This window comes from Angustibacter aerolatus (genome assembly GCF_054776675.1).
This window is the reverse complement of record NZ_BAAHBM010000020.1, coordinates 1-25,493: the sequence shown is the minus strand read 5'-3', so window position 1 is coordinate 25,493 and position 25,493 is coordinate 1. Positions and strand designations below refer to the sequence as shown.

The following is a 25,493-nucleotide window of genomic DNA, read 5'->3' as shown; positions in this document are numbered from 1 at the left end:
TTCCGCTGTCTCGGCGCCCGTGGCAGGATCGGCCGGCATGAGCTTCCTCGTGCGGGTCGTGGTGAGCGCCGTCGCGGTCTGGGTGGTGACGCTGCTGCTCCCGGGCGTCGTCGTCGAGGGGCCGCCGGGGGCCATGGGCAGCACGCTCTACGAGGTGCTCACGTTCCTCGCCGTCGGGCTGGTGCTGGCGCTGGTCGACGCGGTGGTGCGGCCGATCGTCAAGACGCTCGCGTTCCCGCTGTACGTGCTGACGCTCGGGCTGTTCTCGGTGGTGGTCAACGCCGCGATGCTCGAGCTGGCGGCCTGGCTGCTCGACCGGACGCGGCTGACGTTCACCATCGACCGGTTCTGGTGGACGGCGGTGCTGGCCGCGGTGATCGTGTCGCTGGTCAGCATGGTGCTGAACGCGGTGCTCCCCGACGGCCGTGACGACGACTGACCCGCGCGACCCGGCGGCGCGCTGCCCCTGCGGGTCGGGCGAGACGTACGGCGCGTGCTGCGGCCGGCTGCACGACGGCACGACGCACGCGGGCACGGCCGAGCAGCTGATGCGCTCGCGCTACAGCGCCTTCGCGGTGGGCGACACGGCGTACCTGCTCGCGACCTGGCACCCCTCCACGCGGCCGGCGACGCTCGAGCTCGACACCGGGACGCGCTGGCGGTTCCTCGAGATCGTGTCGACGTCCGGTGGCGGGCTGCTCGACACCGACGGGGTCGTCGAGTTCCGGGCGCACCACGTGCACGACCGGGCACGCGGCGTCCAGCACGAGGTCAGCCGGTTCACGCGGGTCGACGGCCGCTGGTCCTACGTCGACGGCCGCACCGGCTGACCGACGTCAGACGTGACGACGGCTGGTGACCACGCGGAAGCGGTTCGCCACGAACGCGCCGTCGGTGTACGCCGAGTTCGCCGCGGGGTTGGCGCCGGTGCCGTGCAGGTCGCTGAACGCCGCGGTCTGGTTGACGAACACCGCGCCGTTCAGGTTCTCGGACAGCGCCACGCCGGCGTCGGCGGCCGCCTCGCGCGCGTCGTCGATCACCTGCTCGGACGTCGAGTAGACGGCCGCCGTCATCGCGCCGTGCTCGCGCACCGTCTCGGTGAACCGGCGCAGCGACTGCTCGGTGGAGTCGGTCGCGACGAGCAGCACGACCGGCCCGAAGCACTCCTGCTCGTAGACCTTCGCGGCCTCGACGTCGACCGCCACCAGGCCCGGCGTGCGGACGACGGCGTCGGGGTAGGTGGGGTGCGCGACCTGCCGCGAGTCGAGCACGACGCGGCCGCCGGCGGTGTCGGCGAGCGCGGCCAGCCCGGCGGCCCCCGCGCGCACGGTGTCGTTCACCGTGGCACCGAGCACCTCGACGGCCTTCGCGTCGTCGCCGGTCAGCCGCTGCACCGCCTGCCCGAGCCGGTCGGCGAGCTCGTCGAAGGTCAGGTGGCCCTCGTCGGTGTCGACGCCGTCGCGCGGCACGTAGACGTTCTGCGGGGTGGTGCACATCTGCCCGCTGTACAGCGAGAACGAGAACGCGAGGTTGCCCAGGGCGCCGCGCAGGTCGGGCACCGAGTCGATCACGACGGTGTTCACGCCGGCCTTCTCCGTGTGCACCTGCTTGCCGGCGCCGCCGGCCTCTCGCTCGAGCCACGCGCCGAACGTCGGGCCACCGGTGTAGTCGATCACCCGCACCGTCGAGGCGAGCGCGAGCGTCTTCGCCAGGCCCTCGCCGTCGGCCTCGGCGGCCAGCGTCACCAGGTCGGGGCTGAAACCGCTGTCGCGCAACGTCTCTCGGATGGCAGCGACGCTGATCGCCAGCGGCAGCACGGCGCGCGGGTGCGGCTTGACGACGACGGCGTTGCCGGTGGCCAGCGAGGCGAAGAGCCCCGGGTAGCTGTTCCACGTCGGGAACGTGTTGCACCCGATCACCAGTGCGACGCCGCGCGGCACGACGCGGTAGTCCTTCTGCATGCGCAGCGGCTCGCCCTTCGCGGGCTTCTCCCACACGACGGACGCCGGCACCCGGCGCTGCTCGAAGAGGGCGTAGGCGATCGCCTCGAGGGCGCGGTCCTGCGCGTGCGGCCCGGCCGCCTGGAACGCCATGACGAACGGTTGCCCCGCCGTGTGCATCACCGAGTGCGCGATCTCGAACGAGCGGGCGTGGATGCGGTCGACCGCCTCGAGGCACACGGCGGCGCGCACCTCGGGGCCGGCGTCGCGCCACGCCCGCTGGCCCGCGGTGACCGCGCTCAGCAGCCGGTCGACGTCCTGGTGCGGGTACTCGACGCGCAGCTGCGGGCCGAACGGCGACACCTCGGCGCCCACCCAGCCGTCGGTCGCGGGCTGGTCGGCGAGCGCCTCGAAGCGCCGGGTCAGGTGCGCCTCGAACGCCTGCTGGCCGGCGGCGGCGGCCCCCTCGCCGTACACGCGCGGCGACGGCGACTCGGGGTAGCGCGAGTGGTACGACCGGTCGCCCACGGCCTGCAGCGCGGCCTCCAGGGCCTCGCGGTGGGTCTCGACGAGCGCCTTCGCCGCGCTCGGGGCGGTGTCGGGCACGGGGTGCGGGGCCGGGGCGTACGTCGTCGTCGCGCTCATGGTGCGAGGGTATGCCTCGCGACGGGGCAGGGTGGCCGCGACGTGGAGGGCACCGAGGCAGGGAGGGCAGGGCTGTGGGCACGGTCGAGGCCGGGGCGCCGGTCGGCGTGGTGGGCGCGGGCACGATGGGCGCGGGCATCGCGCTGGTGGCGGCGCAGGCGGGGCACCCGGTGCTGCTGCTCGACGCGCGCGCGGGCGCGGCCGACGACGCCGTCCGGTCGCTGCGCGAGAAGCTGACGCGGCTGGGAGCCCGCGGCAAGGTCGACCCGGACGACGCCGCCGCGGCCGGCGAGCGGCTGCAGGTCGCGAGCGCCGTGGCCGACCTGGCCGGGTGCCGGCTGGTGGTCGAGGCCGTCGTCGAGGACCTCGCCGTGAAGCGCGACCTCTTCGCCGGGCTCGAGCAGGTGGTGGCCGACGACGCGCTGCTCGCCACCAACACGTCGTCCATCTCGGTGACCGCCGTGGCGGCCCGGCTGGCGCGCCCCGAGCGCGTGGTGGGCCTGCACTTCTTCAACCCGGCCGACCGCATGCGACTGGTCGAGGTGGTGCGCGGCGACGCGACGTCCGACGCGGTGGTCGAGACCGCCGTCGAGCTGGCCCGGGCCTGGGGCAAGACGCCCGTCGTGTGCACGTCGACGCCGGGGTTCATCGTGAACCGGGTGGCCCGGCCGTACTACGGCGAGGCGCAGCGCATGGTCGAGGAGGGCGTCGCAGACCCCGCGACCATCGACGCCGTGCTGCGCGAGGCCGGCGGGTTCCCCCTCGGGCCCTTCGAGCTCACCGACCTCGTCGGCCAGGACGTGAACCTCGCGGTGTCGCGCTCGGTGTGGGAGCAGACCTTCCACGACCCGCGCTACGCCCCGACCGTGTTCCAGCAGCGCCTCGTCGACGCCGGGCGGCTCGGCCGCAAGACCGGCCAGGGGGTGTACCGGTACGCGGACGGCAAGGCGGTCGACGCCGAGCCGTCGACCGAGCCGCCGCGCCCGGCGCCGCAGTCGGTGGTCGTGCACCGGTTCTCGGACGAGCCGCCGTTCGGCCCGATGGAGGCGTTCCTAGACCGCATCCGCGCGGCCGTCTCCGTCACCACCATCGAGCTCGACGACGACGAGGACCCCTTCGCGAGGCCGGGCGTGGCCCTGCCCGGCGGGGTGGTGCTGCAGGCCACCGACGGTTCGACGGCCGCGGAGGCCGCAGACGAGGAGGCCGTGGTGCTCCTCGATTGGGCGTTCGACCCGGCGACGTGCACGCGCGTCGCCCTCACCCCCAGCCCGGAGTGCCCCGAGACGGCGCTGCACGCGGCGGTCGGGCTCTGCCAGGCGACTGGCGCGAGCGTCAGCGTGCTGCGCGACGGGTTCGGAGCCGGACCGGTGGCACGCACGGTCTCTATGCTCGTCAACGAGGCAGCGGACGTCGTGCTGCGGGGCGAGGCGACGGCTGACGACGTCGACACGGCGATGGCGCTCGGCACGGGCTACCCCATCGGCCCGCTGGCCTGGGGCGATCGGATCGGCACACCGGTCGAGGACGTGCTCGACTCGCTGGACCACTCGGTCGGCACCGGCAGGTACCGCATGAGCCGGGCCTTTCAGCTGGGGCTGCTCCGTGAGCTCTGACGAGGACGTCGCCGAGCGCGGCGCGCGGGCGATGCTGGCGGCCGACCGGGCGTCGGCTGCGCTGGGCATGGAGCTGCTCGCGGTGTCGCCGGGCCGGGCGACGGTGCGGATGACCGTGCGCCCCGACATGGCCAACGGGTACGACGTCGCGCACGGCGGGCTGGTGTTCGCGCTCGCCGACACCGCGTTCGCGGTCGCCTGCAACACGCACGGCGTGGTCACGGTCGCGGCGGGGGCCGACGTGACGTTCGTGTCGTCGGCGCGGGTGGGCGACGTGCTGGTCGCCGAGGCGGTGGAGACCGACGTGTTCGGGCGCAGCGGGCTGACCGACGTCCGGGTGACGCGGGAGGCGGACGGCGGGGTGGTCGCCGTGTTCCGCGGGCGCAGCCGCTCGCTCGGGCGGCCGATCGAGGAGCAGGATGCGTCCCGTGCCTGAGATCCACGTGACCCGCGACGACGTGCACCGCGAGGACTTCGACCTGGCGCTGCCCGAGCGCGAGAGCCTGATGGCGTTCATCCGGTGGCAGCGCGACACGCTGCGGCTGAAGTGCGCCGACCTCACCGCCGAGCAGCTCGCGCAGCGCCCGGTGCCGCCGTCCGCGATGTCGCTGCTGGGCATCGTGCGGCACATGGCCGACGTCGAGCACGGCTGGTTCGTGCAGAGCGTCGCCGGGCTCGACGAGCCGCCGCCGTACCGCACGGAGGACGAGCCGGACGCCGACTGGGCCGGCGCGGTGGCCGACGACGACGTCGTCCGCGACGCGTTCGCCCGTTGGACGGCGGCGTGCGAGCGGTCCGACCAGATCGCCGCCGGGCTCGACCTCGACGCCACCACGCAGATGGACGAGTGGACGATGAGCCTGCGCTCGCGGCTGCTGCACTCCATCGAGGAGTACGCGCGGCACAACGGTCACGCCGACCTGATCCGCGAGCAGGTCGACGGCCGCACCGGCGAGTAGCTTCCCGAGGCTGGCGCACCGCTCCAGGGGTGTGCACGCCCCTCGAACGGTGCGCCCACCCACTTCACGTGGCGCGCGATCGGGGGCCGCGCGAGGGTGGGGGCCATGACGAGGTTCGGGTACACCCTGATGACCGAGCAGGCCGGTCCGAAGCAGCTGGTGCGCGACGCGGCCGCCGCCGAGCAGGCCGGGTTCGACCTGCTGGTGAGCAGCGACCACTACTCCCCCTGGTTGTCGGCGCAGGGGCACGCGCCGTACGCGTGGACGGTGCTGGGCGCCGTCGCGCAGGTGACCGAGCGGGTCGAGCTGATGACCTACGTGACCTGCCCGACGATCCGGTACCACCCCGCGATCGTCGCCCAGAAGGCCGCGACGCTCGGGCTGCTGAGCGACAACCGGTTCACCCTCGGCCTGGGCGCCGGCGAGAACCTGAACGAGCACGTGGTCGGCGGCGGCTGGCCGTCGGTGCGGGTGCGCCAGGAGATGCTGGCCGAGGCGATCGAGATCATCGGCGGGCTCTTCGACGGCGAGCACCCGTTCGACTACACCGGTCAGCACTTCCGGGTCGAGTCCGGCCGGCTGTGGGACCTGCCCGAGCAGCGGGTGCCCGTGGCCGCCGCCGTCAGCGGCGAGCGGTCGATCGCCCGGTTCGCGCCGATGACCGACCACCTCGTGGCGGTCGAGCCCGAGGCCGAGCTGGTGCAGGGCTGGGCGAAGGCGCGGTCGGACGCCGGCAAGCCGCAGTCGCGCACCATCGGCCAGATCCCGGTGTGCTGGGGCCCCGACGAGGACGCCTGCGTGCAGACCGCCCACGAGCAGTTCCGCTGGTTCGGGGGCGGCTGGGCCGTGAACGCCGACCTGCCGACCACGCGCGGCTTCGCGGGCGCGACGCAGTTCGTGCGCCCCGAGGACGTCGCCGAGTCGATCCCCTGCGGCCCCGACGTGTCGAAGATCGTCGAGGCCGTGAAGCCGTTCTGGGAGGCCGGGTTCAGCGACGTCGCCCTCGTGCAGGTGGGCGGCGACTCGCAGTCGGAGTTCCTGCGGGTGGCCGAGTCGGAGATCCTGCCTGCACTGCGCGAGGCGTCGTCCTCGTAGGCTGCGCCGCGTGCAGCGGAGTGCGGGGGTGGGTGTCGCCGCCGCGCTCGGGGCGGCCGGGCTGTTCTCGGTCAACGCCACGGTCAGCAAGGTGGTGCTCGGCGACGGGCTGACGCCGATCCAGCTGGTGTCGGCCCGCTCGGCCGGTGCCGCCGTGCTGCTGCTGGCGTTCACCGCGCTCACCCGGCCGGCGGCGCTGCGGATCGGCCTGCGCGAGCTGGGGTTCCTCGCCGTCTACGGCGTCACCGGCATCGCGATGGTGCAGTGGCTCTACCTCGTCGCGATCGCCCGGATGCCGGTCGGCGTGGCGCTGCTGCTCGAGTACACGGCCCCGCTGATGGTGGCGCTGTACGTGCGGGCGTTCCGCGGCGAGCAGGTGCGGCGGCGCATGTGGTGGGCGCTGGCGCTCGCGCTGACCGGCCTCGCCGTGGTCGCCCAGGTGTGGTCGGGCCTCACCCTCGACGGCATCGGCGTGCTCGCCGGGTTCGGTGCCGCCGCCGCGCTCGGCGCCTACTACCTCCTGGGCGAGCGCGGCATGGGCAGCCGCGACCCGGTGTCGCTCATGGCCTTCATCTTCACGTTCTCGGCGCTGCTCTGGGCGGTCGTCGAGCCGTGGTGGCGGTTCCCGTTCGGCCTGCTCGCCGACCACGTGCAGGTGCTGCCCGGCGTCGCGACCACCGCGCCGGTCTGGCTGCTGGTGATCTGGGTGTGCGTGCTCGGCACCGTCGCGCCGTTCGGGCTCGTGCTGGTCGCGGTGCGGCACATCGGCCCGACGCGCACCGGCATCGTCTGCATGGTCGAGCCGGTGACGTCGGGCCTGGTCGCGTGGGTCGTGCTGGGTGAGGTGCTGACCGGCGTGCAGCTGCTCGGCGCCGCGGTCGTGCTGGTGGCCGTCGGGCTCGCGGAGACGGCACGGCGTCGTCACGACGACGCCGTGCCGCTGCCCGAGGGCGTCGCGCCTAGCTGACCCGCGACCGCAGGAAGTCCAGCGTGCGCTGCCAGGCCAGCGTCGCGTCGTCCGGCGAGTAGGTGCCGAGGCGGTCGGTGTCGTTGTGGAACGCGTGCCCGGCGTCGTAGTAGAAGAACTCGACGTCGCCGCTCGACTCGTCGCGGATCTGCTGCTCCTGCGCCCGAGCCTGGTCGACCGGGTAGGCCTCGTCGCGCTCGCCGTAGTGGCCCTGGACGGCCGCGGTCAGCGTCGTGTACTGGTCGGGCACGGCCGGTCCGACGCCGTAGAACGCGACCGCGGCGCTGACCTTGTCGCCCTGCTGCGTCGCGAGCTGCAGCACGAAGCCGCCGCCCATGCAGAAGCCCACCGCGCCGACCGTCGACGACGTGACGGCCTGGTGCGCCAGCAGGTAGTCGACCGCACCGCCCAGCGCGCGCGCCGAGGAGTCCACCGGCAGCTTCGACATGTACTCGCCCGCGGTGTCGGCGTCGTGCGCCACCTTGCCGCCGTACAGGTCGGGGGCGAGCGCCACGAAGCCCTCGGCGGCCAGCCGGTCGACGACGTCGGCGAGGTGGTCGTCGAGGCCCCACCACTCCTGCACGACGATCACGCCGGGGCCGCTGCCGGACGCCGGCTTGGCGAGGTAGCCGTGGGCCTGGCCGCCGCCGCTGGGGAAGTGCACGTTCTGTCGCGGGTTGTCGGTGGAGCCGGTGGGCTCGGGTGCGTCGCTCATGCCCCGGACCATAGGACGGCGCCGACCGGGCCGCGCGGTGGCCGCTGCGGCAGGCGCGCCTACGCTGGTGACATGAGCGCCACCACCCCCGTGCAGTCCCCGGCAACCCGCCCGAGCCCGGTCCGCGACAAGGGCGACCGACCTCGGGTCGTGGTGGTCGGCGGTGGGTTCGCCGGCCTGTGGGCGGTGCGCGAGCTGAGCGTGGCCGACGTCGACGTGCTGCTCGTCGACCGCAACGCGTACAACACCTTCCAGCCGCTGCTCTACCAGGTGGCCACCGCCGGCCTGAACCCCGGCGACGTCACCTACGCGCTGCGGGCGTTCACCAGCAGGTTCCGCAACGCGGACTTCCTGCGCGCCGAGGTCACCAGCGTCGACCCCGACGGCAAGGAGATCGTCACCCACAGCGGCGACCGCATCCCGTTCGACTTCCTGGTCGTGGCCTGCGGCGTCGGCGCGAACTTCTTCGGCATCCCGGGTGCGCAGGAGCACGCGCAGACCATGTACACGCGCACCGGGGCGCTCGCCGTCCGCGACCGCGTGCTGACCGCCATCGAGGACGCCGCGCAGGGCAAGCCGGGGGCGATCGACCCGACCGTCGTGGTCGTCGGCGGCGGCGCGACCGGCGTCGAGATGGCCGGGGCGCTCGCCGAGCTGCGCAACGCGGCCGTGCCGATCGCCTACCGCGAGCTCGACCCCGAGCGGGTGCAGATCGTGCTGGTCGAGATGGCCGACGGGCTGCTGCTGCCGTTCAAGAAGAAGCTGCAGGAGTACACGCTGAAGGAGCTGCGCAAGCGCGGTGTCAACGTGCGGCTGCGGACGACGGTCGAGGAGGTCCGCGAGGACGCCGTCGTCGTGAAGCGGCCGGACGGCGAGCACGAGACCATCCCGTGCGCCTCGGTGATCTGGGCCAGCGGCGTCTCGGCGAACACCCGCATCGGCGACTGGGAGCTGCCCAAGGGCAAGGGCGGCCGCGTCGAGACGAACCCCGACCTGTCGGTCGTCGGCTACCCGTACATCTTCGCCGTGGGCGACGTCGGCATCGGCCACGACGACCCGCTGCCGCAGCTGGCCCAGCCGGCCATCCAGGGCGGCAAGCACGCCGGCGTCCAGATCCGGCGGACGCTCGCCGGGTCGCCCACGCAGAAGTTCACGTACCACGACAAGGGCATCATGGCGACGATCGGTCGCAACGACGCCGTCGTGCAGTTCCCGTTCGGCGCCACGCTGAAGGGTCCGCTGGCCTGGCTGTCGTGGCTCGCGCTGCACATCGTCTACCTGATCGGCAACCGCAACCGCTTCTCGACGCTGATCAACCTGGCCGCCCGCTACCTCAGCTGGCCGCGCAGCAGCCTGAACATCGTGGTCGGCGACTCGACCGACTGAGGCGTCAGGGCAGACGGTACGTCGCGTCGGGGACGTCCGTCACCAGCATGTAGCCCGGCGCGTGGGTGATCGCGAACGGCGGGCGGGAGGCCATGAGCGCCGCCTGCGGGGTGACGCCGCAGGCCCAGAACACCGGCACGTCGCCGGGCTGCGACTCGACGGCGTCACCGAAGTCGGGGCGGCTCAGGTCGGCGATGCCCAGCGACTCGGGCGAGCCGACGTGCACCGGGGCACCGTGCACCTGCGGCATCCGGCCGGTCACCTGCACCGCGGTGACGACGAGCTCGGCGGGCACCGGGCGCATCGACACCACCAGCGGGCCCGACAGGCGCCCGGCCGAGCGGCAGTCGCGGTTCGTGCGGTACATCGAGACGTTGCGGCCCTGCTCGATGTTGCGCACCGGCACCCCGGCGTCGAGCAGCGCCGACTCGAAGCTGAAGCTGCAGCCGATGAAGAACGTCACCAGGTCGTCGCGCCACAGGTCGACGACGTCCGAGGGCTCGTCGACCAGCTCGCCGTCGCGCCAGACGCGGTAGCGCGGCAGGTCGGTGCGCAGGTCGGCGCCCGGTGCGAGCACCGTCGTCGTCGCGCCCGGGTCGGTGACGTCGAGCAGCGGCACCGGCTGGGGGTTGCGCTGGCCGAACAGCAGCATGTCGAAGGCCCACTCCTTCGGCAGCATCACCATGTTGGCCTGGGTGAACCCGGTCGCCCAGCCGGTGGTGGGCACCTCCAGGCCGTCGCGGTAGCGGGCGCGGGCCTCGGCGGGCGAGGCGGCGGCCGCCTCGATCGGGTCGACGTGCGTGACGGTCATGGGGTCTCCCTCTGGACGACGGACGCCGCGAGCGCCGGGCCGATGACGGACCCGAAGGCCTCGACGTGGGCCGTGGGCAGCTCGTAGTGGTTGGCCCAGGTGTGGGCCGGGAACAGGAAGACGCCCCGCAGGCCGAGCTCGGCGCGGGCGCGCACCAGCCGCTCGGCGCACTCCTCGGCGCTGCCGAACAACCCGAACGCGTCGGTGATCCGGTCGGCGGTCGCGTCGTCGAGCGCGGCGGGGTCGAAGTCGTCGGGCAGGTCGATGCCGGCCGCGCGCAGCCAGTGCAGGTTCGACGCGCTCGGGTAGCGCAGCCACTGCTGCTCGCCGCGGAAGAACGACCGCGGCCAGGCGCGCGACTGCTCGGTGCCGCCGAGACCGAACGGCACGATGAGCACCTCCTCGAGCGACGCCGGGTCGCGCCCGGCCCGTTCGGCCCCGCGGCGCACGCACGCCCGCGCCGCCTCGACGGACGCCGGGTCGAGGCCGACCAGCATCAGGTAGCCATCGGCCACCTCGCCGGCCAGCTCGAGCAGCTTCGGGCCGGAGGCGAGCACCAGCACCCGCGAGCCGGTCTCGGGGCGGCGGTACAGCTCGAGGTCGTGGCCGTCGAGGGTCGCGCGGCCCTCGCCGAGCAGCCCACGCAGGGCGAGCACGACCTCGCGCAGCCGCTCGCGCCGGGCCCTGGGCTCACCGGCCTTCTCGACCGACAGGAACCCGGGAGCGACGGTCAGGACGGCGCGGCCGGGCGCCAGCTCGTCGAGCGAGCTGACCAGCGACGCCAGCACCAGCGGGTGCCGGGTCGCGACGTTCGAGGTCGCCGGGAACAGCGACAGCCGCTGCGTGCGCGAGGCCATCGCCGCGAGCGCCATGTAGGCGTCGCGGCCGGTGTGGTGGTGGTCGGGCACGCCGACGCCGGTCAGCCCGGCGGCCTCGCAGGTGGCGGCGAACTCGGCCAGCTCGGGCAGCGGGCGGCCGAGCGGCACCCGGATGCCGACGTCCAGCCCGAGGCCGGTCACCGGGCCACCGCCTCGGCGTCGAGGCGGCCGATCGGCCGCGGGCTGCTGCGCGCCCGGTAGGCCGCGAGCAGCTGGTGCTGCGAGTCGTCGAGGTAGCGGCCCAGCTCGTCGGCTGCGCCCGCCGCGTCACCGCGCTGCAGCTGCTCGAGCAGCGCGCGGTTCTGGCGGACGTACCGCTCGTGCAGCTCGCGGGGGCTGGCGACGACGTGGAAGACCAGCCGCAGCTCGGCGAGCAGCCGCCGCATCAGGGCGTCGGTGCGTGGGCTGCCGGCCAGCTGCACGAGCCGCTGGTGGAAGTGCATGTTCGCGGTGCCGACCGCCGTCCAGTCGTCGGCCGCGACCGCGGCGTCGGCGGCGTCGACCTCGGCGGCGACCAGCGCGAGCACGGCCGCGTCGGGGTCGTTGGCGCCGCGCACCGCGTCGCACTCGACGAGGCGCCGCAGCCGGTAGAGGTCGACGAGGTCGGCCGGCTCGAGGGTGGCGACGAACACCCCGCGGTGCAGGTGGTGCACGAGCAGCCCGTCGTGGCCCAGCAGGCGGAACGCCTCGCGCAGCGTGTTGCGGGAGACGCCGAGGTCGGCGCCGAGGCGCTCCTCCGACAGCTGGGCGCCGGGGCGCAGGTCGCCGTCGGTGATGCGGTGGCGCAGCGCCTCCGCGACGCGCTCGGCGGTGGTCGACCGGTCGCTGGGCACGACCCAACCCTGCACCCTCTTGTCGGATTGTTCAACAACCAGTACGTTCCCGAATTGCCCGGTTTCGATGACGAACCGTTCGAGAGGCCCCCGATGCCCCGACCCGTCCCACCTCGCCCCGGCGCAGTGCGCCGTCCACGAACCGCACGCGTGGCCGCCCTGGCCGCCACCGCACTCGGTCTCGGCGTCCTCGCCGTCGCGACCCCCGCCCTGAGCAGCCAGGCCGCACCGAAGGGCCCGCGCACCACGCTCACCGCCCGCTGCCTCGACCCCGAGGTCGCCCTCTCGGTCGAGGAGCGCCGGCTCGAGAACCGGCTGCCCGACCCGGCCGACCCCTCGAAGCTGCAGCGCAGCCCGTTCGCCCGGCAGATGATCGTCGGAGCGGGCTTCCAGCGCTTCGGTCCCGCGCTCGTGCAGGACCTCTGCGGCACCCGCAGCCTCGCCGCGGCCCAGCGCCTCGCCCGCACCGAGGGTCGTGCCCTGTGGCGGCAGGCCGTCGCCCGGGCACAGGGCAAGGGCACCGTCCGCGGGTCGTTGCCGTCCAGCGACGACCGCCCGCTCTACTGGACCCGCCTGCAGGCCACCGCGGCCCTGCGCCAGTGGGAGCCGCCGTTCCGCATGACGGCCAAGCAGCGCCGCGGGCTGATCACCACGTTCGACAAGGCCGCGCGCGGCATGACCGACATCTCGTTCCCCGCGGGGAGGACGAAGCAGCGGGTGATCGTGAGCGGCTTCGACCCCTACACGCTGGACGGCGGCCCGGCCGGCACCGCGGTCGGCGCGACGGGCAACAACATCCGGCACGGCAACCCGTCCGGCGCCATCGCGCTGTCGCTCGACGGCACCACGAGGCGGAACCCCGACGGCACGAAGCAGTACGTGCAGGCCTACACGCTGCCGGTGAACTACACCGAGTTCGCCGCCGGCTACCTCGAGGACACCGTCGGCCCGCTGATGACGGCCGGACGCCGCACGCGCGTCACCGCGTCGGTCACCGTCAGCCAGGCGGGCGGCTCGCAGTTCGACCTCGAGCAGTGGAACGGTCGCTACCACGGGCCCTACCCCGGCAACGACCTCAGCCAGCCGTGCCCGCTGCGGCCGGACGGCACGCCGCAGCTCGCCGTCGAGGACCACGGCTGCAACACGCAGGTGGTCCCGCGCTGGGGTGGCCCGAGGGTGTTCCAGCTGCAGAACCCGCCGCAGTGGACGACGTCCAGCCTGCCGATCGGGGCGATGATCCGCGCGAACACGGGCCAGAACGTGCCGCGCCCCCCCGGTGACACCTGGCCCGACCAGTCGGTGGCGTTCGGTGTCGTCTGGCACACGAACTACGACGAGTTCCCCGACTGCACGAAGCGCACCGTCGTCACCCGCAACACCCCCGTGCCCGTCGAGTACCCGCCGTCGTCCGCGCCGGTGCCGCCCGACCCGCACTCGTGCGCGTACAACGGCGGCGGGGGGAACTACCTGTCGAACGAGAGCGCGTACCGCAACACGCTGCTGCGCGACCGCCTGAACCTCGACATCCCGGCCGGGCACATCCACACGCCCGGCATGCAGGTGTTCGACCAGGGCGACCTCTACCAGGTCAGCGACGCCACGTTCGACGCGTGGCGACTGGCCATCGTGCGCCAGGCGCAGCAGCTCGTGCACGTGGTCGGCGCCCAGAGCTGATCCCGCAGACCGGCCGGGCCGGCGGGACCCCGACGTCCCGCCGGCACGGCCGCACCACACCTCCCACGACGCAAAGGTTGATCGATGTCCAGCACCCCGCCCGAGCCCGACGTGGCCGACGAGGAGACCGCGTCCGGCAAGATGAAGGCGAGCACCCGGTCGACCCTGCTCGGCGCCATGTTCCTCATGGCCACCTCGGCGATCGGGCCGGGCTTCATCACCCAGACCACGACCTTCACCGTGCAGCTGGGCGCGGCCTTCGCGTTCGCGATCGTCGTCTCGATCCTGCTCGACATCGCCCTGCAGCTGAACGTCTGGCGCGTCATCGGCGTCTCCGGACGTCGCGCGCAGGAGCTCGGCAACCTGGTGGCCCCCGGCCTGGGCTGGGTGATGGCCGCGCTGCTCGTCGTCGGCGGCCTGGTGTTCAACGTCGGCAACGTCAGCGGCGCGGGGCTCGGCACCGACGCGATGCTCGGGCTCGACCCGAAGATCGGCGGGGCGATCTCGGCCGTCATCGCGATCGGCATCTTCCTGTCGCGCCGGGCCGGCGTCGCCGTCGACCGCATCGTGGTGGTGCTCGGGGCGCTGATGATCCTGCTGACCCTGTACGTCGCGATCACCTCGGGCCCGCCGGTCGGCACGGCGCTGAAGAACGTGGTGCTGCCCGAGCAGGTCGACGTGCTGGCCATCACCACGCTGGTCGGCGGCACCGTCGGCGGGTACATCGTCTACGCCGGGGCGCACCGCCTGCTCGACTCCGGCGTGAGCGGCGTGCGGCACGTCCGCGACATCACCCGCGGCTCGGTGACCGGCGTCATCGTCACCGGCATCATGCGGATCGTCCTGTTCCTGGCGATCCTCGGCGTGGTCGCCGGCGGCGCGAAGCTCGACCCGGCGCGGCAGGCGGCGAACGCGTTCGAGATCGCGGCCGGCGAGGTGGGCCTGCGGATCTTCGGCATCGTGCTGTGGGCGGCCGCGATCACCAGCGTCATCGGCGCGTCCTACACCTCGGTCTCGTTCATCACCTCGCGCACGCGCACCAGCGACCGCACCCGCACGATGCTCGTCGTCGCGTTCATCGCGGTGTCGACGATCGTGTTCGTCGCCGCCGGCACCGCGCCGGCCACGCTGCTGGTCTTCGCCGGCGCGTTCAACGGCGTGCTGCTGCCCGTCGGCATCGGCATCCTGCTGTACGTCGGGTGGCGCCGCACCGACCTGCTGCAGGGCTACCACTACCCGAAGTGGCTGCTGACGATCGGCACCCTGGCGTGGCTGGTCACGCTGTACCTCGCGGTGCGCTCGATCGGCCCCGTCATCGACCTGTTCAAGTAGGAGGACGCCGTGAGCACCATCGACCTGAACAGCGACCTCGGCGAGGGCTTCGGCCACTGGACGCTGGGCGACGACGACGCGCTGCTCGGCGTGGTCACCAGCGCCAACGTGGCCTGCGGGTTCCACGCGAGCGACCCGCTCATCATGCGGCGGGTGTGCGACCGCGCCGTCGAGACCGGCGTCGCGATCGGTGCCCAGGTCGGCTACCGCGACCTGCCGGGCTTCGGACGTCGGTTCATCGACATCGAGCCCGAGGCGCTGGCCGCCGACGTGATGTACCAGCTCGGGGCGCTCGACGGCTTCGCCAGGGCGAGCGGCTCGCGGGTGCGGTACGTGAAGCCGCACGGCGCGCTGTACAACACGATCGTGCACCACGAGGAGCAGGCCGCTGCCGTGGTCGAGGCCGTCACGGCGTACGACCGCACGCTGCCGGTGCTCGGCCTGCCCGGTTCGGCGTGGCTGCGGCTCGCCGGTGAGGCCGGGCTGACCACGGTGCAGGAGGCGTTCGCCGACCGCGCCTACACGCCGGAGGGCACCCTGGTGTCGCGTCGGCTGCCGGGGGCGGTGCTGCACGACAAGGACGTCATCGCCGAGCGCTGCGTGGCCATGGCCACCGGGCAGCCCGTCACCGACGTCGAGGGTGGGTCGCTCACCATCGAGCCGGCCTCGATCTGCGTGCACGGCGACACCCCTGGCGCGGTCGAGATCGCGCGCGCCGTGCGCGAGGCGCTGACCGCCGCCGGCGCGACGCTGCAGCCGTTCGCCTGATGCGCATCCTGCCGAGCGGCAGCACCGGGCTGCTGGTCGAGCTCGACGACCTCGACGACGTGCTCGCGCTGCACGCCGGGCTCTCCGGAGCGCTGCCGGACGGCGTGCTCGACGTCGTGCCCGCCGGGCGGACGATCCTCGTGGTGACCGACCCCGACGTCACCCCGCTCGCCGACGTGACCGCCGCCGTGCGCGCGGCCACGCCCCGGCCCGGCGCCCGGGGCGGGGGCGACCTCCTCGAGGTGCCCGTGGTCTACGACGGCGAGGACCTCGACGACGTCGCCGGGCTGCTCGGCTGCGACCGCGCCGAGGTGGTGCGCCGGCACACCGGGCAGGAGTGGACCGTCGCGTTCTGCGGCTTCGCACCCGGCTTCGGCTACCTCGTCTCGCGGGACGGCGGCTGGGACGTACCGCGCCGCAGCAGCCCGCGCACGAAGGTGCCTGCGGGCGCGGTGGCGCTGGCCGGCGAGTTCAGCGGGGTGTACCCGCGCGCCTCGCCCGGCGGCTGGCAGCTGCTCGGCCGCACGGAGCTCGCGGTGTTCGACCTCGACCGCGAGCCCGCCGCGCTGCTCACCCCCGGCCGGCCGGTGCGCTTCGTCGACGTCACTGGCGAGGGGTCGTGAGCGCCCTCGCCGTCGTCGCACCCGGTCCGCTCACCACGGTGCAGGACCTCGGCCGGCCGGGGCGGGCCGCGCTCGGCATCGGCCGCTCCGGAGCCTGCGACCGCGCCGCCCTCCGGCTGGCGAACCGGCTCGTGGGGAACCCCGAGGGTGCCGCCGCGCTCGAGACCACGCTCGGCGGCCTCGCGGTGCGCGCCGAGCAGGACGTCGTCGTCGCGCTCGCCGGCGCGCGCTGCCCGGGTGCCGACCACCTCGCGCCGGTGCACCTGCGGGCGGGCGACGAGCTGCGGCTCGGGGTGCCGGCCGCCGGCGTGCGCACCTACCTCGCCGTGCGCGGCGGCGTCGACGTGCCGCCGGTGCTCGGCTCGCGGTCGAGCGACCTGCTCTCGGGGCTCGGACCCGACCCGCTGCGCGAGGGCGACCTGCTGCCCGTCGGGCCGGCGTCCGGGCCGATGCCCGGGGTCGACCTGGCGGCCGTGCCCGAGCCGGCCGACGGCGTCGTCACCCTGCCGGTGCTGGAGGGGCCGCGCCGCGACTGGTTCACCGACGCCGGCTGGGCCGGCCTGCTCGGGCAGACGTTCGCGGTGAGCCACGAGAGCAACCGGGTCGGGCTGCGGCTCGAGGGCGAGCCGCTCGAGCGTCGCCGCGAGGGCGAGCTGCCGAGCGAGGGCATGGTGCGCGGGGCGCTGCAGGTGCCGCCGTCCGGTCTGCCCGTGCTGTTCCTCGCCGACCACCCGGTCACCGGCGGGTACCCGGTCATCGGGTACGTGCGCGACGACGCGGTCGACGCGTGCGGCCAGCTGCGCACCGGGCAGGGCGTGCGGTTCACGATCTGATCCCTTCCGCGCTGTCGGTGGCCGGTGCCAGGCTGCGAGCCATGAGCACCCACGAAGGACCGTGGCCGGCGGGCACGCCGTGCTGGGTCGACCTGAGCAGCGACGACCTCGAGGCCTCCCGCGCCTTCTACGGCGGCCTCTTCGGGTGGGAGTGGGAGGTGGCGCCCGAGGAGTACGGCAGCTACTCCACGGCCCGCCTCGACGGACGCCGGGTGGCGGCGATCGGCAGGCGCATGGACGGCTCGCCGCCCGCCGCCTGGACGACGTACCTGGCCACCACGGACGCGGAGGCCACCGCGGCGGCGGTGTCGGCGCACGGCGGGACGGTCGTCGCACCCCCGATGGAGATCCCGGGCCAGGGCTGGTTCGTGGTGGCCGCCGACCCCGCGGGCGCGCCCGTCGCGTTCTGGCAGGCGGCCGCGCACACCGGGGTCGAGGCCTCGAACGAGCCCGGCGCCGTCATCTGGAACGAGCTGCACACCAGCGACCTCGACGGCGCGCTCGCCTTCTACGCCAGGGTCGCCGGGGTGACGTTCGAGCCGGTGCCCGGGGCCGACGAGATGCCGTACCGGATGATGCAGGCCGACGGCGAGACGGTCGGCGGCATGGGTGCCCGCGGCGACGAGTCGCCGCCCGGCGGCCCGCAGTGGTTCACCCACTTCAACGTCGCCGACGCCGACGCGGCGATGGCCAAGGCGGTCGAGCTCGGCGCCACCGAGGTGCGCCCGGCCGCCACCATGCCGTTCGGCCGCTGGGGCATGATCCAGGGCCCGGACGGCGAGGTGCTGGCGCTGCACCAGAACCCCGAGCCCGCGGCGTAGCCGGTGGTGCGGCGCGGTGGGCGCTGCGTGGGACCATCGACCACGTGACCGCGACGCCCACCGCCCCCGCCCCGACGTCCGCCACGACGCTCGCCGACGCCGGCATCGCGCTCGGCCCGCTCGACGGCCGCTACCGCGCGACCGTCGCGCCGCTCGTCGAGCACCTGTCGGAGGCGGCGCTGAACCGCGAGCGGGTGCGGGTCGAGGTCGAGTGGCTGGTGCACCTGACGTCGACCGGCGCGGTGCCGGGGGCGCGCGCCCTGACCGACGACGAGGTCGCGCTGCTGCGCGCGGTGCCGGCCGGCTTCGGCGCCGACGACGTGGCCGAGCTGGCCGAGATCGAGCGCGAGACGGTGCACGACGTCAAGGCCGTCGAGTACTTCCTGAAGCGGCGGATGCGCGAGGGCTCGCTCGCCGACCTCACCGAGCTGGTGCACTTCGCCTGCACCAGCGAGGACGTGAACAACCTCGCCTACGCGCTCATGGTGCGCGGTGCGGTGCAGCAGGTGTGGCTGCCGGCCGCGCAGGCGCTGGTCGACCAGGTCGCCGGCATGGCCCGGGAGCTGCGCGAGGTGCCGCTGCTGGCGCGCACGCACGGGCAGGCCGCGACGCCGACCACGCTCGGCAAGGAGCTCGCGGTGCTCGCCCACCGGCTCGGGCGGCAGCTGCGCCGGATCGAGGGCGCCGAGTACCTGGGCAAGCTGAACGGCGCGACCGGCACCTACGGCGCGCACACCGCCGCCGTCCCGGGCACCGACTGGGTCGAGGTGTCGCGCGCGTTCGTCGAGGGGCTCGGCCTTACGTGGAACCCGCTGACCACGCAGATCGAGTCGCACGACTGGCAGGCCGAGCTCTACGCCGACGTCGCGCGATTCAACCGGGTGCTGCACAACCTCTGCACCGACGTCTGGACGTACGTGTCGCTCGGCTACTTCGCGCAGGTGCGCGGGCAGGGCACGGTCGGCTCCTCGACCATGCCGCACAAGGTGAACCCGATCCGGTTCGAGAACGCCGAGGCGAACCTCGAGGTGTCGAGCGCGCTGCTCGACGTGCTCGGGTCGACCCTCGTCACCAGCCGGCTGCAGCGCGACCTCACCGACAGCTCGATGCAGCGCAACATCGGCCCCGCGTTCGGCCACGCGCTGCTGGCGATCGACAACGTGCGCCGCGGCCTGGCCGGCCTCGACGCCGTGCCCGAGGTGATGGCGCGCGACCTCGACGCGAACTGGGAGGTGCTCGGCGAGGCGGTGCAGTCGGCCATGCGCGCCGCCGGCATCGCGGGCACCCCGGGCATGAGCGACCCGTACGAGCGGCTCAAGGAGCTGACCCGCGGCCGCCGCGTCGACGGCCCCACCATGCGCGCGTTCGTCGCCGGGCTCGGGCTGCCCGACGACGTCCGCGAGCGCCTGGAAGCCATGACCCCGGCGAGCTACACCGGTCTCGCGGCGCAGCTCGTCGACCACCTGGCCTGACCGGCCGCGGCTAGCCCGTCGAGACGCCGGCGCCGCCGAGCTCCCGGCAGCGCGGCAGCAGGTCGGCGGCCTCCTGCCACGAGCCGACCACCGCCAGCACGCCGGCCGCCTCGAGCTCGTCGCGGCGCTGCACCCGCTCGGGCGCCTGCACGAACTGCAGGTTGCCGATCGTCGCGATGCCGGCCCCGACGGCCGACGTCGCGCCCGCCACGGAGTCCTCGACCGCGACGGCCTGGTGCCGCGCGAGCCCCAGCGCGTCGAGCGCGAACCGGTAGATCGCCGGGTCGGGCTTGCTGACCGGGCGGGGCATCGAGTCCTCGGCGCTGAACCGACGGTCGGGTGGGAACAGGTCGGCCAGGCCGGTCGCGTCGAAGCAGGCCGCGATGCGGGCGTCGGCGCTCGAGCTGACCGCGGCCACGCCGTAGCACCCGGCGACCACCCGCAGCGGCTGCTCGACGGCCGGGTCGCGCCGCAGCACCTCGTGCAGGTGGGCGGTGACCGCCGCCTGCTCCTCGGCCACCCAGCGCTGCAGCTCGTCGTCCGACAGGTCCGCGCCGTGCTCGTCGGCGAGCGCCCGCGCGGTCGACCGGAAGTTCATGCCGGTCGTCGCCAGCCGCAGCTCCTCGGCGTCGTAGCGGCGGTCGACGCCGAGCGTCGCCAGCAGCCGGTTCGTCACGTCGGCGGAGGCCACGAACGCGGGCTCCTCCGAGGGGAAGAGGTTGCCGTCGGCGTCGCAGAGCACCACCTCGACGTCGGCGAGCCGTGCGTCGAGGTCGTCGGCGCGAACCGGCGCGGGGTCGGTGGTCGGGGTGGTGCTGGTCATCGCTGCTCGCTCCGTGGTGACGAGATGGGGCGGCAGCACGGCCGCGGGCCCCGGGTGCGCCGTGGCTCGACGTCCGGCCTCTACCCAGCCCGGGCTCGGACAAACCGGACGCCGGCAGGTGGTGGCACGGGTCACGCCGGTGCGACAGGATGACGCGCGTCCGGGGACCTCGACGAGGAGAGCCGCCACATGACGCAGAGCCCGACGACGCACGGCGAGGCCGCTGCGGCCGAGCCACCGAAGCGCGACCGCACCCAGTACCTCTACGTGGCGGTGATCGTCGCCGTGGCGCTCGGCATCCTGGTCGGGCTGGTGTTCAAGGAGGACGCCGTCCAGCTGAAGCCGCTCGGCACCGGCTTCGTGAACCTGGTGAAGATGATGATCAGCCCGGTCATCTTCTGCACGATCGTGCTCGGCATCGGCTCGGTGCGGAAGGCGGCCAGCGTCGGCAGGGTCGGCGGCCTGGCGCTCGGCTACTTCATCGTGATGTCGACGGTGGCGCTCGCCGTCGGGCTCGTCGTCGGCAACCTGGTGAAGCCGGGCAGCGGGCTCGAGCTGACCGACGCGCTGGCGAAGACCGGTCAGGCGCAGGCCTCCGGCGAGGCCAAGTCGACGTCGGAGTTCCTGCTCGGCATCATCCCCGACACCCTCGTGTCGGCCCTGACGGCGGGCCAGGTGCTGCAGGCGCTGCTGGTGGCGCTGCTCGTCGGCTTCGCGATCCAGTCGCTCGGCGAGCGCGGCGCACCGGTGCTGCGCGGCATCGAGCACTTCCAGCGGGTCGTCTTCAAGGTGCTCGCGATGATCATGTGGGCGGCGCCGGTCGGGGCCTTCGGCGCGATCGCCGCGGTCGTGGGCGCTGCCGGGGGCAGCGCCCTGGTGGCGCTGCTCAAGATCATGCTCGGCTTCTACATCACGTGCGCGATCTTCGTCGGGCTGGTGCTCGGCGGGGTGCTCAAGGGCTTCACCGGCTTCAACGTCTTCAAGCTGCTGCGCTACCTCGGCCGCGAGTTCCTGCTGATCCTCTCGACGTCGTCGTCCGAGACCGCCCTGCCCCGGCTGATCGGCAAGATGGAGCACCTGGGCGTCTCGCGCTCGGTCGTGGGCATCACCGTGCCCACCGGCTACTCGTTCAACCTCGACGGCACTGCCATCTACCTGACGATGGCGTCGCTGTTCATCGCCGAGGCCATGGGCAAACCGTTGTCACTCGGCTCGCAGATCGGCCTGCTGGCGTTCATGATCATCGCCTCGAAGGGCGCTGCCGGGGTCACCGGCGCCGGCCTCGCCACCCTCGCGGGCGGCCTGCAGTCGCACCGCCCCGAGCTGCTCGACGGCGTCGGCCTCATCGTGGGCATCGACCGCTTCATGAGCGAGGCCCGCGCGCTGACGAACTTCGCCGGCAACGCGATCGCCACCCTGCTGATCGGCACCTGGGTCGGCGAGGTCGACCGCGAGCAGGTGCACGCGGTGCTCGACCGCGAGCGGCCGTTCGACGAGGCCGCGTTCGCCGGCGCCGAGGTGCGCGCCGGCGTGCACTAGATGGTGACGTCGCCCTTCGGCGTGCTGAACGTGCACGACATCAGGCCGGGGGTGCCCTTCGGCGAGACGAAGCTGAACATCGTCTCGTGCTGCTCGTCCTCGGGCAGGCCGAGCCAGTCCCACACGCGCTGCGGGTCGCCCGCGATGGTGAGGCCCTTGAGGCCGGCCTCGGTGGGGCCGTCCTGCGAGGGGTGCAGCGCGTCGTCGACCTCCCAGCGCGTGAAGTACGGCAGCTGCGGGTCGGAGATCAGGCCGCGGATGCCGAGCTGGCGCCAGCGCAGCTCGGTGCCGTCGGGACGGTGCCGGTTGCCCGGTGCCGCCTCGCGACCGAGGCGCTGCTCGTAGGGGGCGAGGTCGTCGACCGCGACGACCCACCCGAGCCAGCCCCCGCCGTCCGCGCTGCGCTGCTTCACGGCCTGACCGAACGGCGCCTTGTCGGACGCCGGGTGGTCGAGGCACTCGACGACCTCGAGGTAGCGCCGGTCGAGCAGCGGGAGCACGACGTTGCGGGTGCCGAAGCGGGGGTGCACACCGCCGAGGACGGGCGTCACGCCGAGCTGCTCGGCCAGGCGCTCGGCCGTGTCGCGCAGGCCGCCGATCTCTGCCGCGTAGGACACGTGGTCGATCCGCATGCCCTGGATCGTGACACACCCCACGCGGTCCGCCGAAACCGACCCTGACGGCGCCGGTCAGCCCCGCGTGCGACGACCCTCGAGGAACTCGGCCAACCGGCCCATCGCGTCGCGCAGGGTCTCGACGTGCGGCAGCGTCACGATCCGCAGGTGGTCGGGCTCGGGCCAGTTGAACCCGGTGCCCTGCACCAGCAGCAGGTGCTGCTCGCGCAGCAGGTCGAGCACCAGCGCCTGGTCGTCCTGCACGTCGTACACGTCGGGGTCGAGGCGCGGGAACAGGTAGAGCGCGCCCTGCGGCGTCGTGCAGCTCACGCCGGGGATCTCGCGCAGCAGCTCGAGACAGGCGTCGCGCTGCTCGCGCAGCCGTCCGCCGGGCAGCAGCAGCTCGTCCAGCCCGTGCCGGCCGCCGAGCGCCGTCGCCACCGCGTGCTGCGCCGGCACGTTGGGGCACAGCCGCATGTTGGCGAGGATGTCGAGGCCCTCGACGTAGCTGCGGGCCTCGCCGGACGTCGCGGGCAGCCCGCTGACCGTCATCCAGCCGGAGCGGAACCCGGCCAGCCGGTACGCCTTCGACAACCCGTTGAACGTCAGGCAGAGCAGGTCGGGCGCCAGGCTCGCCGTCGCGGTGTGCGTCGCGTCGTCGAACAGGATCTGCTCGTAGATCTCGTCGCTGAGCACCACCAGGTCGTGCTCGCGCGCGACGTCGAGCAGCCGGCCCAGCACCTCGTCGCCGTACACCGCGCCGGTGGGGTTGTTCGGGTTGATCACCACGACGGCCTTCGTGCGCGGGCCGACCTGCGCGCGCAGGTGCTCGACGTCGGGCTGCCAGCCGCTCGCCTCGTCGCACCGGTAGTGCACCGGCCGGCCGCCCGCGAGCGACACCGCCGCCGTCCACAGCGGGTAGTCGGGCGCCGGGATGAGCACCTCGTCGCCGTCGTCGAGCAGCGCCTGCAGCGACATCACGATCAGCTCGCTGACGCCGTTGCCGAGGTACACGTCGTCGACGTCGATGCCCCGGATGCCGCGCGCCTGCTCGTGCTGGACGACGGCGCGCCGGGCGGCGACCAGGCCCTTGCTGTCGCTGTAGCCCTGCGCCGTGGGGAGCGCCGCGACGACGTCGGCGAGGATGCCCTCGGGCGCCTCGAACCCGAACGGCGCGGGGTTGCCGATGTTGAGCTTCAGGATGCGGTGGCCCTCGCGCTCGAGCCGCAGCGCCTCCGCGAGCACCGGCCCGCGGATGTCGTAGCAGACGTCGGCGAGCTTGCTCGACTGCAGCACGGTCACGTCGTGGATCGTCGCAGACGGTCGTGCCGCTCGCGGCGGCGACCCGCGAAGGCCGTCGTGAGGTACCAGCGGTGCGCCGTCACGACCACCGCCACCCACGCGAGCGCCAGCGCCCACGCCACGAGCACGTCGGTCAGCCAGTGGTGGCCGAGGTACACGCGCGACAACCCCATCGTCACCGCGAAGACCCCGGCCAGCACGACGGTCACGACGCGGGTGCCGGTGCGGTGCTGCCCGCGCACCAGCACGTACGCCGTGATCGCCGCGAGCGCCATCGAGTTCAGCGAGTGACCGCTCGGGAACGAGAACGACGTCTCGAACGGCGGGACCGCGTCGATCGTCGGCGGCCGCAACCGCTCGACCTGCGCCTTGCCGACGAGCGTCATGAGCAGCGACCCGGCCGCCGTGGCGACGCCGAGCAGCAGCGGCTCGACCGAGCGGCGCCGCCACGCGACGAGCGCGAGCACCACGGTCGCCAGCACCGGCATGCCGACCGGGCCACCGACGTCCGTGTACGCCCGCACCGCGCTCGTCACGCCGGGCGTGCGGTCGCGCACCATCTCCGCGAGCACCGGCCGGTCGAGCCCGGCGAGCCCGTCGCCCTCGGTCACCTGGTCGTACACCGCCCCCGCACCCGCCGTGAACAGCGCGCACGCCGCGAGGCCGACCAGCAGGGTCACGGCGGCCAGCGACCTGGGGCGCAGCCGGTCCGCGAGGTGGGCGAGGCCGCGGTGCACCGGCCCGCCCCCGGGCACGGCCGGCTGCGGCTGCTGCTGACGGGGCACCTCGGGCACCCGCCCACTCTGCCCCGCCCCCCGTCGTCCCGCCCCCCGTGCCTCTGCGCACCTCAGCCCGCTCTGCGTGCGTCAGCCCGCTCCAGGGCGGTCCGGGAGCGGGTCGACGTGCGCAAACCGGGCTGACGCGCGGAAGGGGTCAGAGGGCGAGCTCGGGCTGGATGCGCGAGACGGTCCAGACCCGCAGGCGGCGGGCGGCGACCGTGCTGAGCAGCAGCGCCCCGACGAGGTAGGCCGCCAGCACGCCGACGTCGGGCCACAGCCGCGCGAGGTCGCCGCCGTAGAGCAGCTGCCGCAGGCCGTCGATCGCGTAGCCCATGGGCAGCACGTGGTGCAGCACCTGCAGCGGCGCGGGCACGGTCTGCCAGGGGAACGTGCCGCCCGCGCTGACCAGCTGCAGCACCATGAGCACCAGCCCGACGAACTGCCCGGCGGTGCCGAGCCAGGCGTTGAGCGCGTGGATGACGGCGATGAACGCGATCGACGTCAGCACGAGCAGGCCCCAGGTGCCGAGCGGGTGGTGCGGCCGGATGCCGAGGGCGCCCGAGACGACGGCGACGAGCAGCGTGGCCTGCACGGCGCCGAGCAGCGCGGGGGTGAGCCAGCCGGCGAGCGCCACCCGCAGCGGGCTCTGGTTGGTGGCCATGGCGCGCGGCGAGAGCGGCCGCACGAGCAGGAACAGCACGTAGCCGCCGATCCAGCAGGCGAGCGCCATGAAGAACGGCGCGAGGCCGGCACCGTACGTGCCGGCCGAGGCGGCGGACGTCGCGCGGACGGCGAGCGGGTCGCCGATGGTCGCGGCCGTGGTGGCGCGGGCGTCGTCGTCGAGGTCGGGGACGCCGGGCAGCGCGGCCCGCAGCCGGTCGGCGAGGGTCGTGGCGCCGTCGTGCAGGTCGCCGAGCCCGTCGTCGAGGTCGGCGGCACCGGCGGCCATCCTCGACGTCCCGGCGACGGCGTCGTGCTCACCCGCGGCGAGCCGGTCGGCGCCGGTCGCGAGCTGCCGGGTGCCGGTGGCCAGCGACGCGGCGCCGGTGTCGAGCCGGCGCGCACCCGCCG

The 25,493-nt window shown here is 74.1% G+C and carries 26 protein-coding genes; 16 read left to right on the top strand and 10 right to left on the bottom strand.

Translation table 11 applies throughout. From position 1 onward, the window contains the following. Positions 1 to 37 precede the first annotated feature (37 nt). Positions 38 to 439, top strand: coding sequence for a phage holin family protein (locus tag ACYVI6_RS07215; protein ID WP_460445721.1), 402 nt, complete (start codon positions 38 to 40; stop codon positions 437 to 439). Continuing rightward, the gene (locus ACYVI6_RS07210) at positions 426 to 830 is read left to right on the top strand and encodes a YchJ family protein (RefSeq protein ID WP_460445720.1); all 405 of its coding nucleotides are present in this window, start codon (positions 426 to 428) and stop codon (positions 828 to 830) included. The genes ACYVI6_RS07215 and ACYVI6_RS07210 overlap by 14 nt, the downstream gene beginning before the upstream one ends. A gap of 6 nt (positions 831 to 836) precedes the next feature. Here the strand turns inward: ACYVI6_RS07210 and paaN are convergent, their stop codons facing one another. Then, positions 837 to 2,585, bottom strand: a complete 1,749-nt coding sequence (paaN, locus tag ACYVI6_RS07205; RefSeq protein ID WP_460445719.1) for a phenylacetic acid degradation protein PaaN — start codon at positions 2,583 to 2,585, stop codon at positions 837 to 839. A gap of 74 nt (positions 2,586 to 2,659) precedes the next feature. Here paaN and ACYVI6_RS07200 point away from each other — a divergent pair, with 74 nt between their 5' ends. The 5 genes from ACYVI6_RS07200 to ACYVI6_RS07180 all read left to right on the top strand — a co-directional run bounded on the left by ACYVI6_RS07200 (position 2,660) and on the right by ACYVI6_RS07180 (position 7,219). Further along, on the top strand, positions 2,660 to 4,198 hold the full coding sequence (locus ACYVI6_RS07200; RefSeq protein ID WP_460445718.1) for a 3-hydroxyacyl-CoA dehydrogenase: 1,539 nt from the start codon (positions 2,660 to 2,662) through the stop codon (positions 4,196 to 4,198). A gap of 31 nt (positions 4,199 to 4,229) precedes the next feature. After that, positions 4,230 to 4,634 (top strand): hydroxyphenylacetyl-CoA thioesterase PaaI, encoded by a 405-nt coding sequence (gene paaI / locus ACYVI6_RS07195; protein WP_460445739.1) that lies wholly within the window; start codon positions 4,230 to 4,232, stop codon positions 4,632 to 4,634. Continuing rightward, positions 4,627 to 5,157: a DinB family protein gene (locus ACYVI6_RS07190; protein WP_460445717.1), complete on the top strand. Its 531-nt coding sequence runs from the start codon at positions 4,627 to 4,629 to the stop codon at positions 5,155 to 5,157. Before paaI ends, ACYVI6_RS07190 begins: the two co-directional genes overlap by 8 nt. Before the next feature lie 105 nt (positions 5,158 to 5,262). Beyond that, on the top strand, positions 5,263 to 6,252 hold the full coding sequence (locus ACYVI6_RS07185) for a TIGR03557 family F420-dependent LLM class oxidoreductase (protein WP_460445716.1): 990 nt from the start codon (positions 5,263 to 5,265) through the stop codon (positions 6,250 to 6,252). Positions 6,253 to 6,262: 10 nt separating this feature from the next. Further along, a complete protein-coding gene (locus ACYVI6_RS07180; protein ID WP_460445715.1) occupies positions 6,263 to 7,219 on the top strand; it encodes an EamA family transporter in 957 nt (318 codons plus the stop codon). Here the strand turns inward: ACYVI6_RS07180 and ACYVI6_RS07175 are convergent. After that, the gene (locus ACYVI6_RS07175; RefSeq protein ID WP_460445714.1) at positions 7,212 to 7,934 is read right to left on the bottom strand and encodes a dienelactone hydrolase family protein; all 723 of its coding nucleotides are present in this window, start codon (positions 7,932 to 7,934) and stop codon (positions 7,212 to 7,214) included. The two genes, ACYVI6_RS07180 and ACYVI6_RS07175, sit on opposite strands and share 8 nt — an antisense overlap. A 72-nt stretch (positions 7,935 to 8,006) precedes the next feature. Between ACYVI6_RS07175 and ACYVI6_RS07170 the strand changes: the two genes are divergently transcribed. Further along, entirely contained in the window at positions 8,007 to 9,320 is a 1,314-nt protein-coding gene (locus tag ACYVI6_RS07170) for an NAD(P)/FAD-dependent oxidoreductase (RefSeq protein ID WP_460445713.1), read from the top strand. Between the two features lie 4 nt (positions 9,321 to 9,324). Here the strand turns inward: ACYVI6_RS07170 and ACYVI6_RS07165 are convergent, their stop codons facing one another. The 3 genes from ACYVI6_RS07165 to ACYVI6_RS07155 are packed head-to-tail and all read right to left on the bottom strand — an operon-like array spanning position 9,325 to position 11,842. After that, positions 9,325 to 10,131: a putative hydro-lyase gene (locus ACYVI6_RS07165; protein ID WP_460445712.1), complete on the bottom strand. Its 807-nt coding sequence runs from the start codon at positions 10,129 to 10,131 to the stop codon at positions 9,325 to 9,327. Further along, on the bottom strand, positions 10,128 to 11,150 hold the full coding sequence (locus ACYVI6_RS07160) for an LLM class flavin-dependent oxidoreductase (RefSeq protein WP_460445711.1): 1,023 nt from the start codon (positions 11,148 to 11,150) through the stop codon (positions 10,128 to 10,130). The genes ACYVI6_RS07165 and ACYVI6_RS07160 overlap by 4 nt, the downstream gene beginning before the upstream one ends. After that, positions 11,147 to 11,842, bottom strand: a complete 696-nt coding sequence (locus ACYVI6_RS07155; RefSeq protein WP_460445710.1) for a GntR family transcriptional regulator — start codon at positions 11,840 to 11,842, stop codon at positions 11,147 to 11,149. Before ACYVI6_RS07155 ends, ACYVI6_RS07160 begins: the two co-directional genes overlap by 4 nt. 150 nt (positions 11,843 to 11,992) lie before the next feature. Here ACYVI6_RS07155 and ACYVI6_RS07150 point away from each other — a divergent pair, with 150 nt between their 5' ends. The 7 genes from ACYVI6_RS07150 to purB all read left to right on the top strand — a co-directional run bounded on the left by ACYVI6_RS07150 (position 11,993) and on the right by purB (position 19,365). Next, positions 11,993 to 13,516 (top strand): hypothetical protein, encoded by a 1,524-nt coding sequence (locus ACYVI6_RS07150; RefSeq protein WP_460445709.1) that lies wholly within the window; start codon positions 11,993 to 11,995, stop codon positions 13,514 to 13,516. Between the two features lie 84 nt (positions 13,517 to 13,600). Continuing rightward, the gene (locus ACYVI6_RS07145) at positions 13,601 to 14,848 is read left to right on the top strand and encodes an NRAMP family divalent metal transporter (protein WP_460445708.1); all 1,248 of its coding nucleotides are present in this window, start codon (positions 13,601 to 13,603) and stop codon (positions 14,846 to 14,848) included. Between the two features lie 9 nt (positions 14,849 to 14,857). Further along, a complete protein-coding gene (locus ACYVI6_RS07140) occupies positions 14,858 to 15,616 on the top strand; it encodes a LamB/YcsF family protein (RefSeq protein ID WP_460445707.1) in 759 nt (252 codons plus the stop codon). Beyond that, positions 15,616 to 16,239, top strand: a complete 624-nt coding sequence (locus tag ACYVI6_RS07135; RefSeq protein WP_460445706.1) for a 5-oxoprolinase subunit B family protein — start codon at positions 15,616 to 15,618, stop codon at positions 16,237 to 16,239. Before ACYVI6_RS07140 ends, ACYVI6_RS07135 begins: the two co-directional genes overlap by 1 nt. Further along, positions 16,236 to 17,072 carry a 5-oxoprolinase subunit C family protein gene (locus ACYVI6_RS07130; RefSeq protein ID WP_460445705.1) on the top strand — a complete coding sequence of 279 codons (837 nt, stop codon included), beginning with the start codon at positions 16,236 to 16,238 and terminating at the stop codon, positions 17,070 to 17,072. Before ACYVI6_RS07135 ends, ACYVI6_RS07130 begins: the two co-directional genes overlap by 4 nt. Before the next feature lie 41 nt (positions 17,073 to 17,113). Beyond that, on the top strand, positions 17,114 to 17,893 hold the full coding sequence (locus tag ACYVI6_RS07125; protein ID WP_460445704.1) for a VOC family protein: 780 nt from the start codon (positions 17,114 to 17,116) through the stop codon (positions 17,891 to 17,893). 44 nt (positions 17,894 to 17,937) lie between these two features. Next, positions 17,938 to 19,365 (top strand): adenylosuccinate lyase, encoded by a 1,428-nt coding sequence (gene purB, locus ACYVI6_RS07120; RefSeq protein ID WP_460445703.1) that lies wholly within the window; start codon positions 17,938 to 17,940, stop codon positions 19,363 to 19,365. Between the two features lie 10 nt (positions 19,366 to 19,375). On the opposite strand, the gene ACYVI6_RS07115 is transcribed toward purB, so the two are convergent. Next, positions 19,376 to 20,188 (bottom strand): HAD family hydrolase, encoded by an 813-nt coding sequence (locus ACYVI6_RS07115; RefSeq protein WP_460445702.1) that lies wholly within the window; start codon positions 20,186 to 20,188, stop codon positions 19,376 to 19,378. A gap of 189 nt (positions 20,189 to 20,377) precedes the next feature. Here ACYVI6_RS07115 and ACYVI6_RS07110 point away from each other — a divergent pair, with 189 nt between their 5' ends. Continuing rightward, entirely contained in the window at positions 20,378 to 21,727 is a 1,350-nt protein-coding gene (locus tag ACYVI6_RS07110; protein WP_460445701.1) for a cation:dicarboxylate symporter family transporter, read from the top strand. On the opposite strand, the gene ACYVI6_RS07105 is transcribed toward ACYVI6_RS07110, so the two are convergent. The 4 genes from ACYVI6_RS07105 to ACYVI6_RS07090 form a co-directional block, all read right to left on the bottom strand. Next, entirely contained in the window at positions 21,724 to 22,359 is a 636-nt protein-coding gene (locus ACYVI6_RS07105; RefSeq protein ID WP_460445700.1) for a VOC family protein, read from the bottom strand. The two genes, ACYVI6_RS07110 and ACYVI6_RS07105, sit on opposite strands and share 4 nt — an antisense overlap. A gap of 57 nt (positions 22,360 to 22,416) precedes the next feature. Then, entirely contained in the window at positions 22,417 to 23,643 is a 1,227-nt protein-coding gene (locus ACYVI6_RS07100) for a pyridoxal phosphate-dependent aminotransferase (protein ID WP_460445699.1), read from the bottom strand. Continuing rightward, positions 23,640 to 24,437 carry a phosphatase PAP2 family protein gene (locus tag ACYVI6_RS07095; RefSeq protein ID WP_284289006.1) on the bottom strand — a complete coding sequence of 266 codons (798 nt, stop codon included), beginning with the start codon at positions 24,435 to 24,437 and terminating at the stop codon, positions 23,640 to 23,642. Before ACYVI6_RS07095 ends, ACYVI6_RS07100 begins: the two co-directional genes overlap by 4 nt. A 139-nt stretch (positions 24,438 to 24,576) precedes the next feature. Then, positions 24,577 to 25,493: YhgE/Pip family protein (locus tag ACYVI6_RS07090; protein ID WP_460445698.1), on the bottom strand; the 917-nt coding region annotated here is incomplete at its 5' end.

Bases quoted from the DNA above. Each gene is read 5' to 3' on its own strand.
- ACYVI6_RS07215 (WP_460445721.1), top strand. From the start codon at position 38: ATGAGCTTCCTCGTGCGGGTCGTGGTGAGCGCCGTCGCGGTCTGGGTG.
- paaN (WP_460445719.1), bottom strand. From the start codon at position 2,585: ATGAGCGCGACGACGACGTACGCCCCGGCCCCGCACCCCGTGCCCGAC.
- paaI (WP_460445739.1), top strand. From the start codon at position 4,230: ATGCTGGCGGCCGACCGGGCGTCGGCTGCGCTGGGCATGGAGCTGCTC.
- ACYVI6_RS07185 (WP_460445716.1), top strand. From the start codon at position 5,263: ATGACGAGGTTCGGGTACACCCTGATGACCGAGCAGGCCGGTCCGAAG.
- ACYVI6_RS07175 (WP_460445714.1), bottom strand. From the start codon at position 7,934: ATGAGCGACGCACCCGAGCCCACCGGCTCCACCGACAACCCGCGACAG.
- ACYVI6_RS07170 (WP_460445713.1), top strand. From the start codon at position 8,007: ATGAGCGCCACCACCCCCGTGCAGTCCCCGGCAACCCGCCCGAGCCCG.
- ACYVI6_RS07165 (WP_460445712.1), bottom strand. From the start codon at position 10,131: ATGACCGTCACGCACGTCGACCCGATCGAGGCGGCCGCCGCCTCGCCC.
- ACYVI6_RS07145 (WP_460445708.1), top strand. From the start codon at position 13,601: ATGTCCAGCACCCCGCCCGAGCCCGACGTGGCCGACGAGGAGACCGCG.
- ACYVI6_RS07135 (WP_460445706.1), top strand. From the start codon at position 15,616: ATGCGCATCCTGCCGAGCGGCAGCACCGGGCTGCTGGTCGAGCTCGAC.
- ACYVI6_RS07125 (WP_460445704.1), top strand. From the start codon at position 17,114: ATGAGCACCCACGAAGGACCGTGGCCGGCGGGCACGCCGTGCTGGGTC.
- ACYVI6_RS07115 (WP_460445702.1), bottom strand. From the start codon at position 20,188: ATGACCAGCACCACCCCGACCACCGACCCCGCGCCGGTTCGCGCCGAC.
- ACYVI6_RS07110 (WP_460445701.1), top strand. From the start codon at position 20,378: ATGACGCAGAGCCCGACGACGCACGGCGAGGCCGCTGCGGCCGAGCCA.
- ACYVI6_RS07105 (WP_460445700.1), bottom strand. From the start codon at position 22,359: ATGCGGATCGACCACGTGTCCTACGCGGCAGAGATCGGCGGCCTGCGC.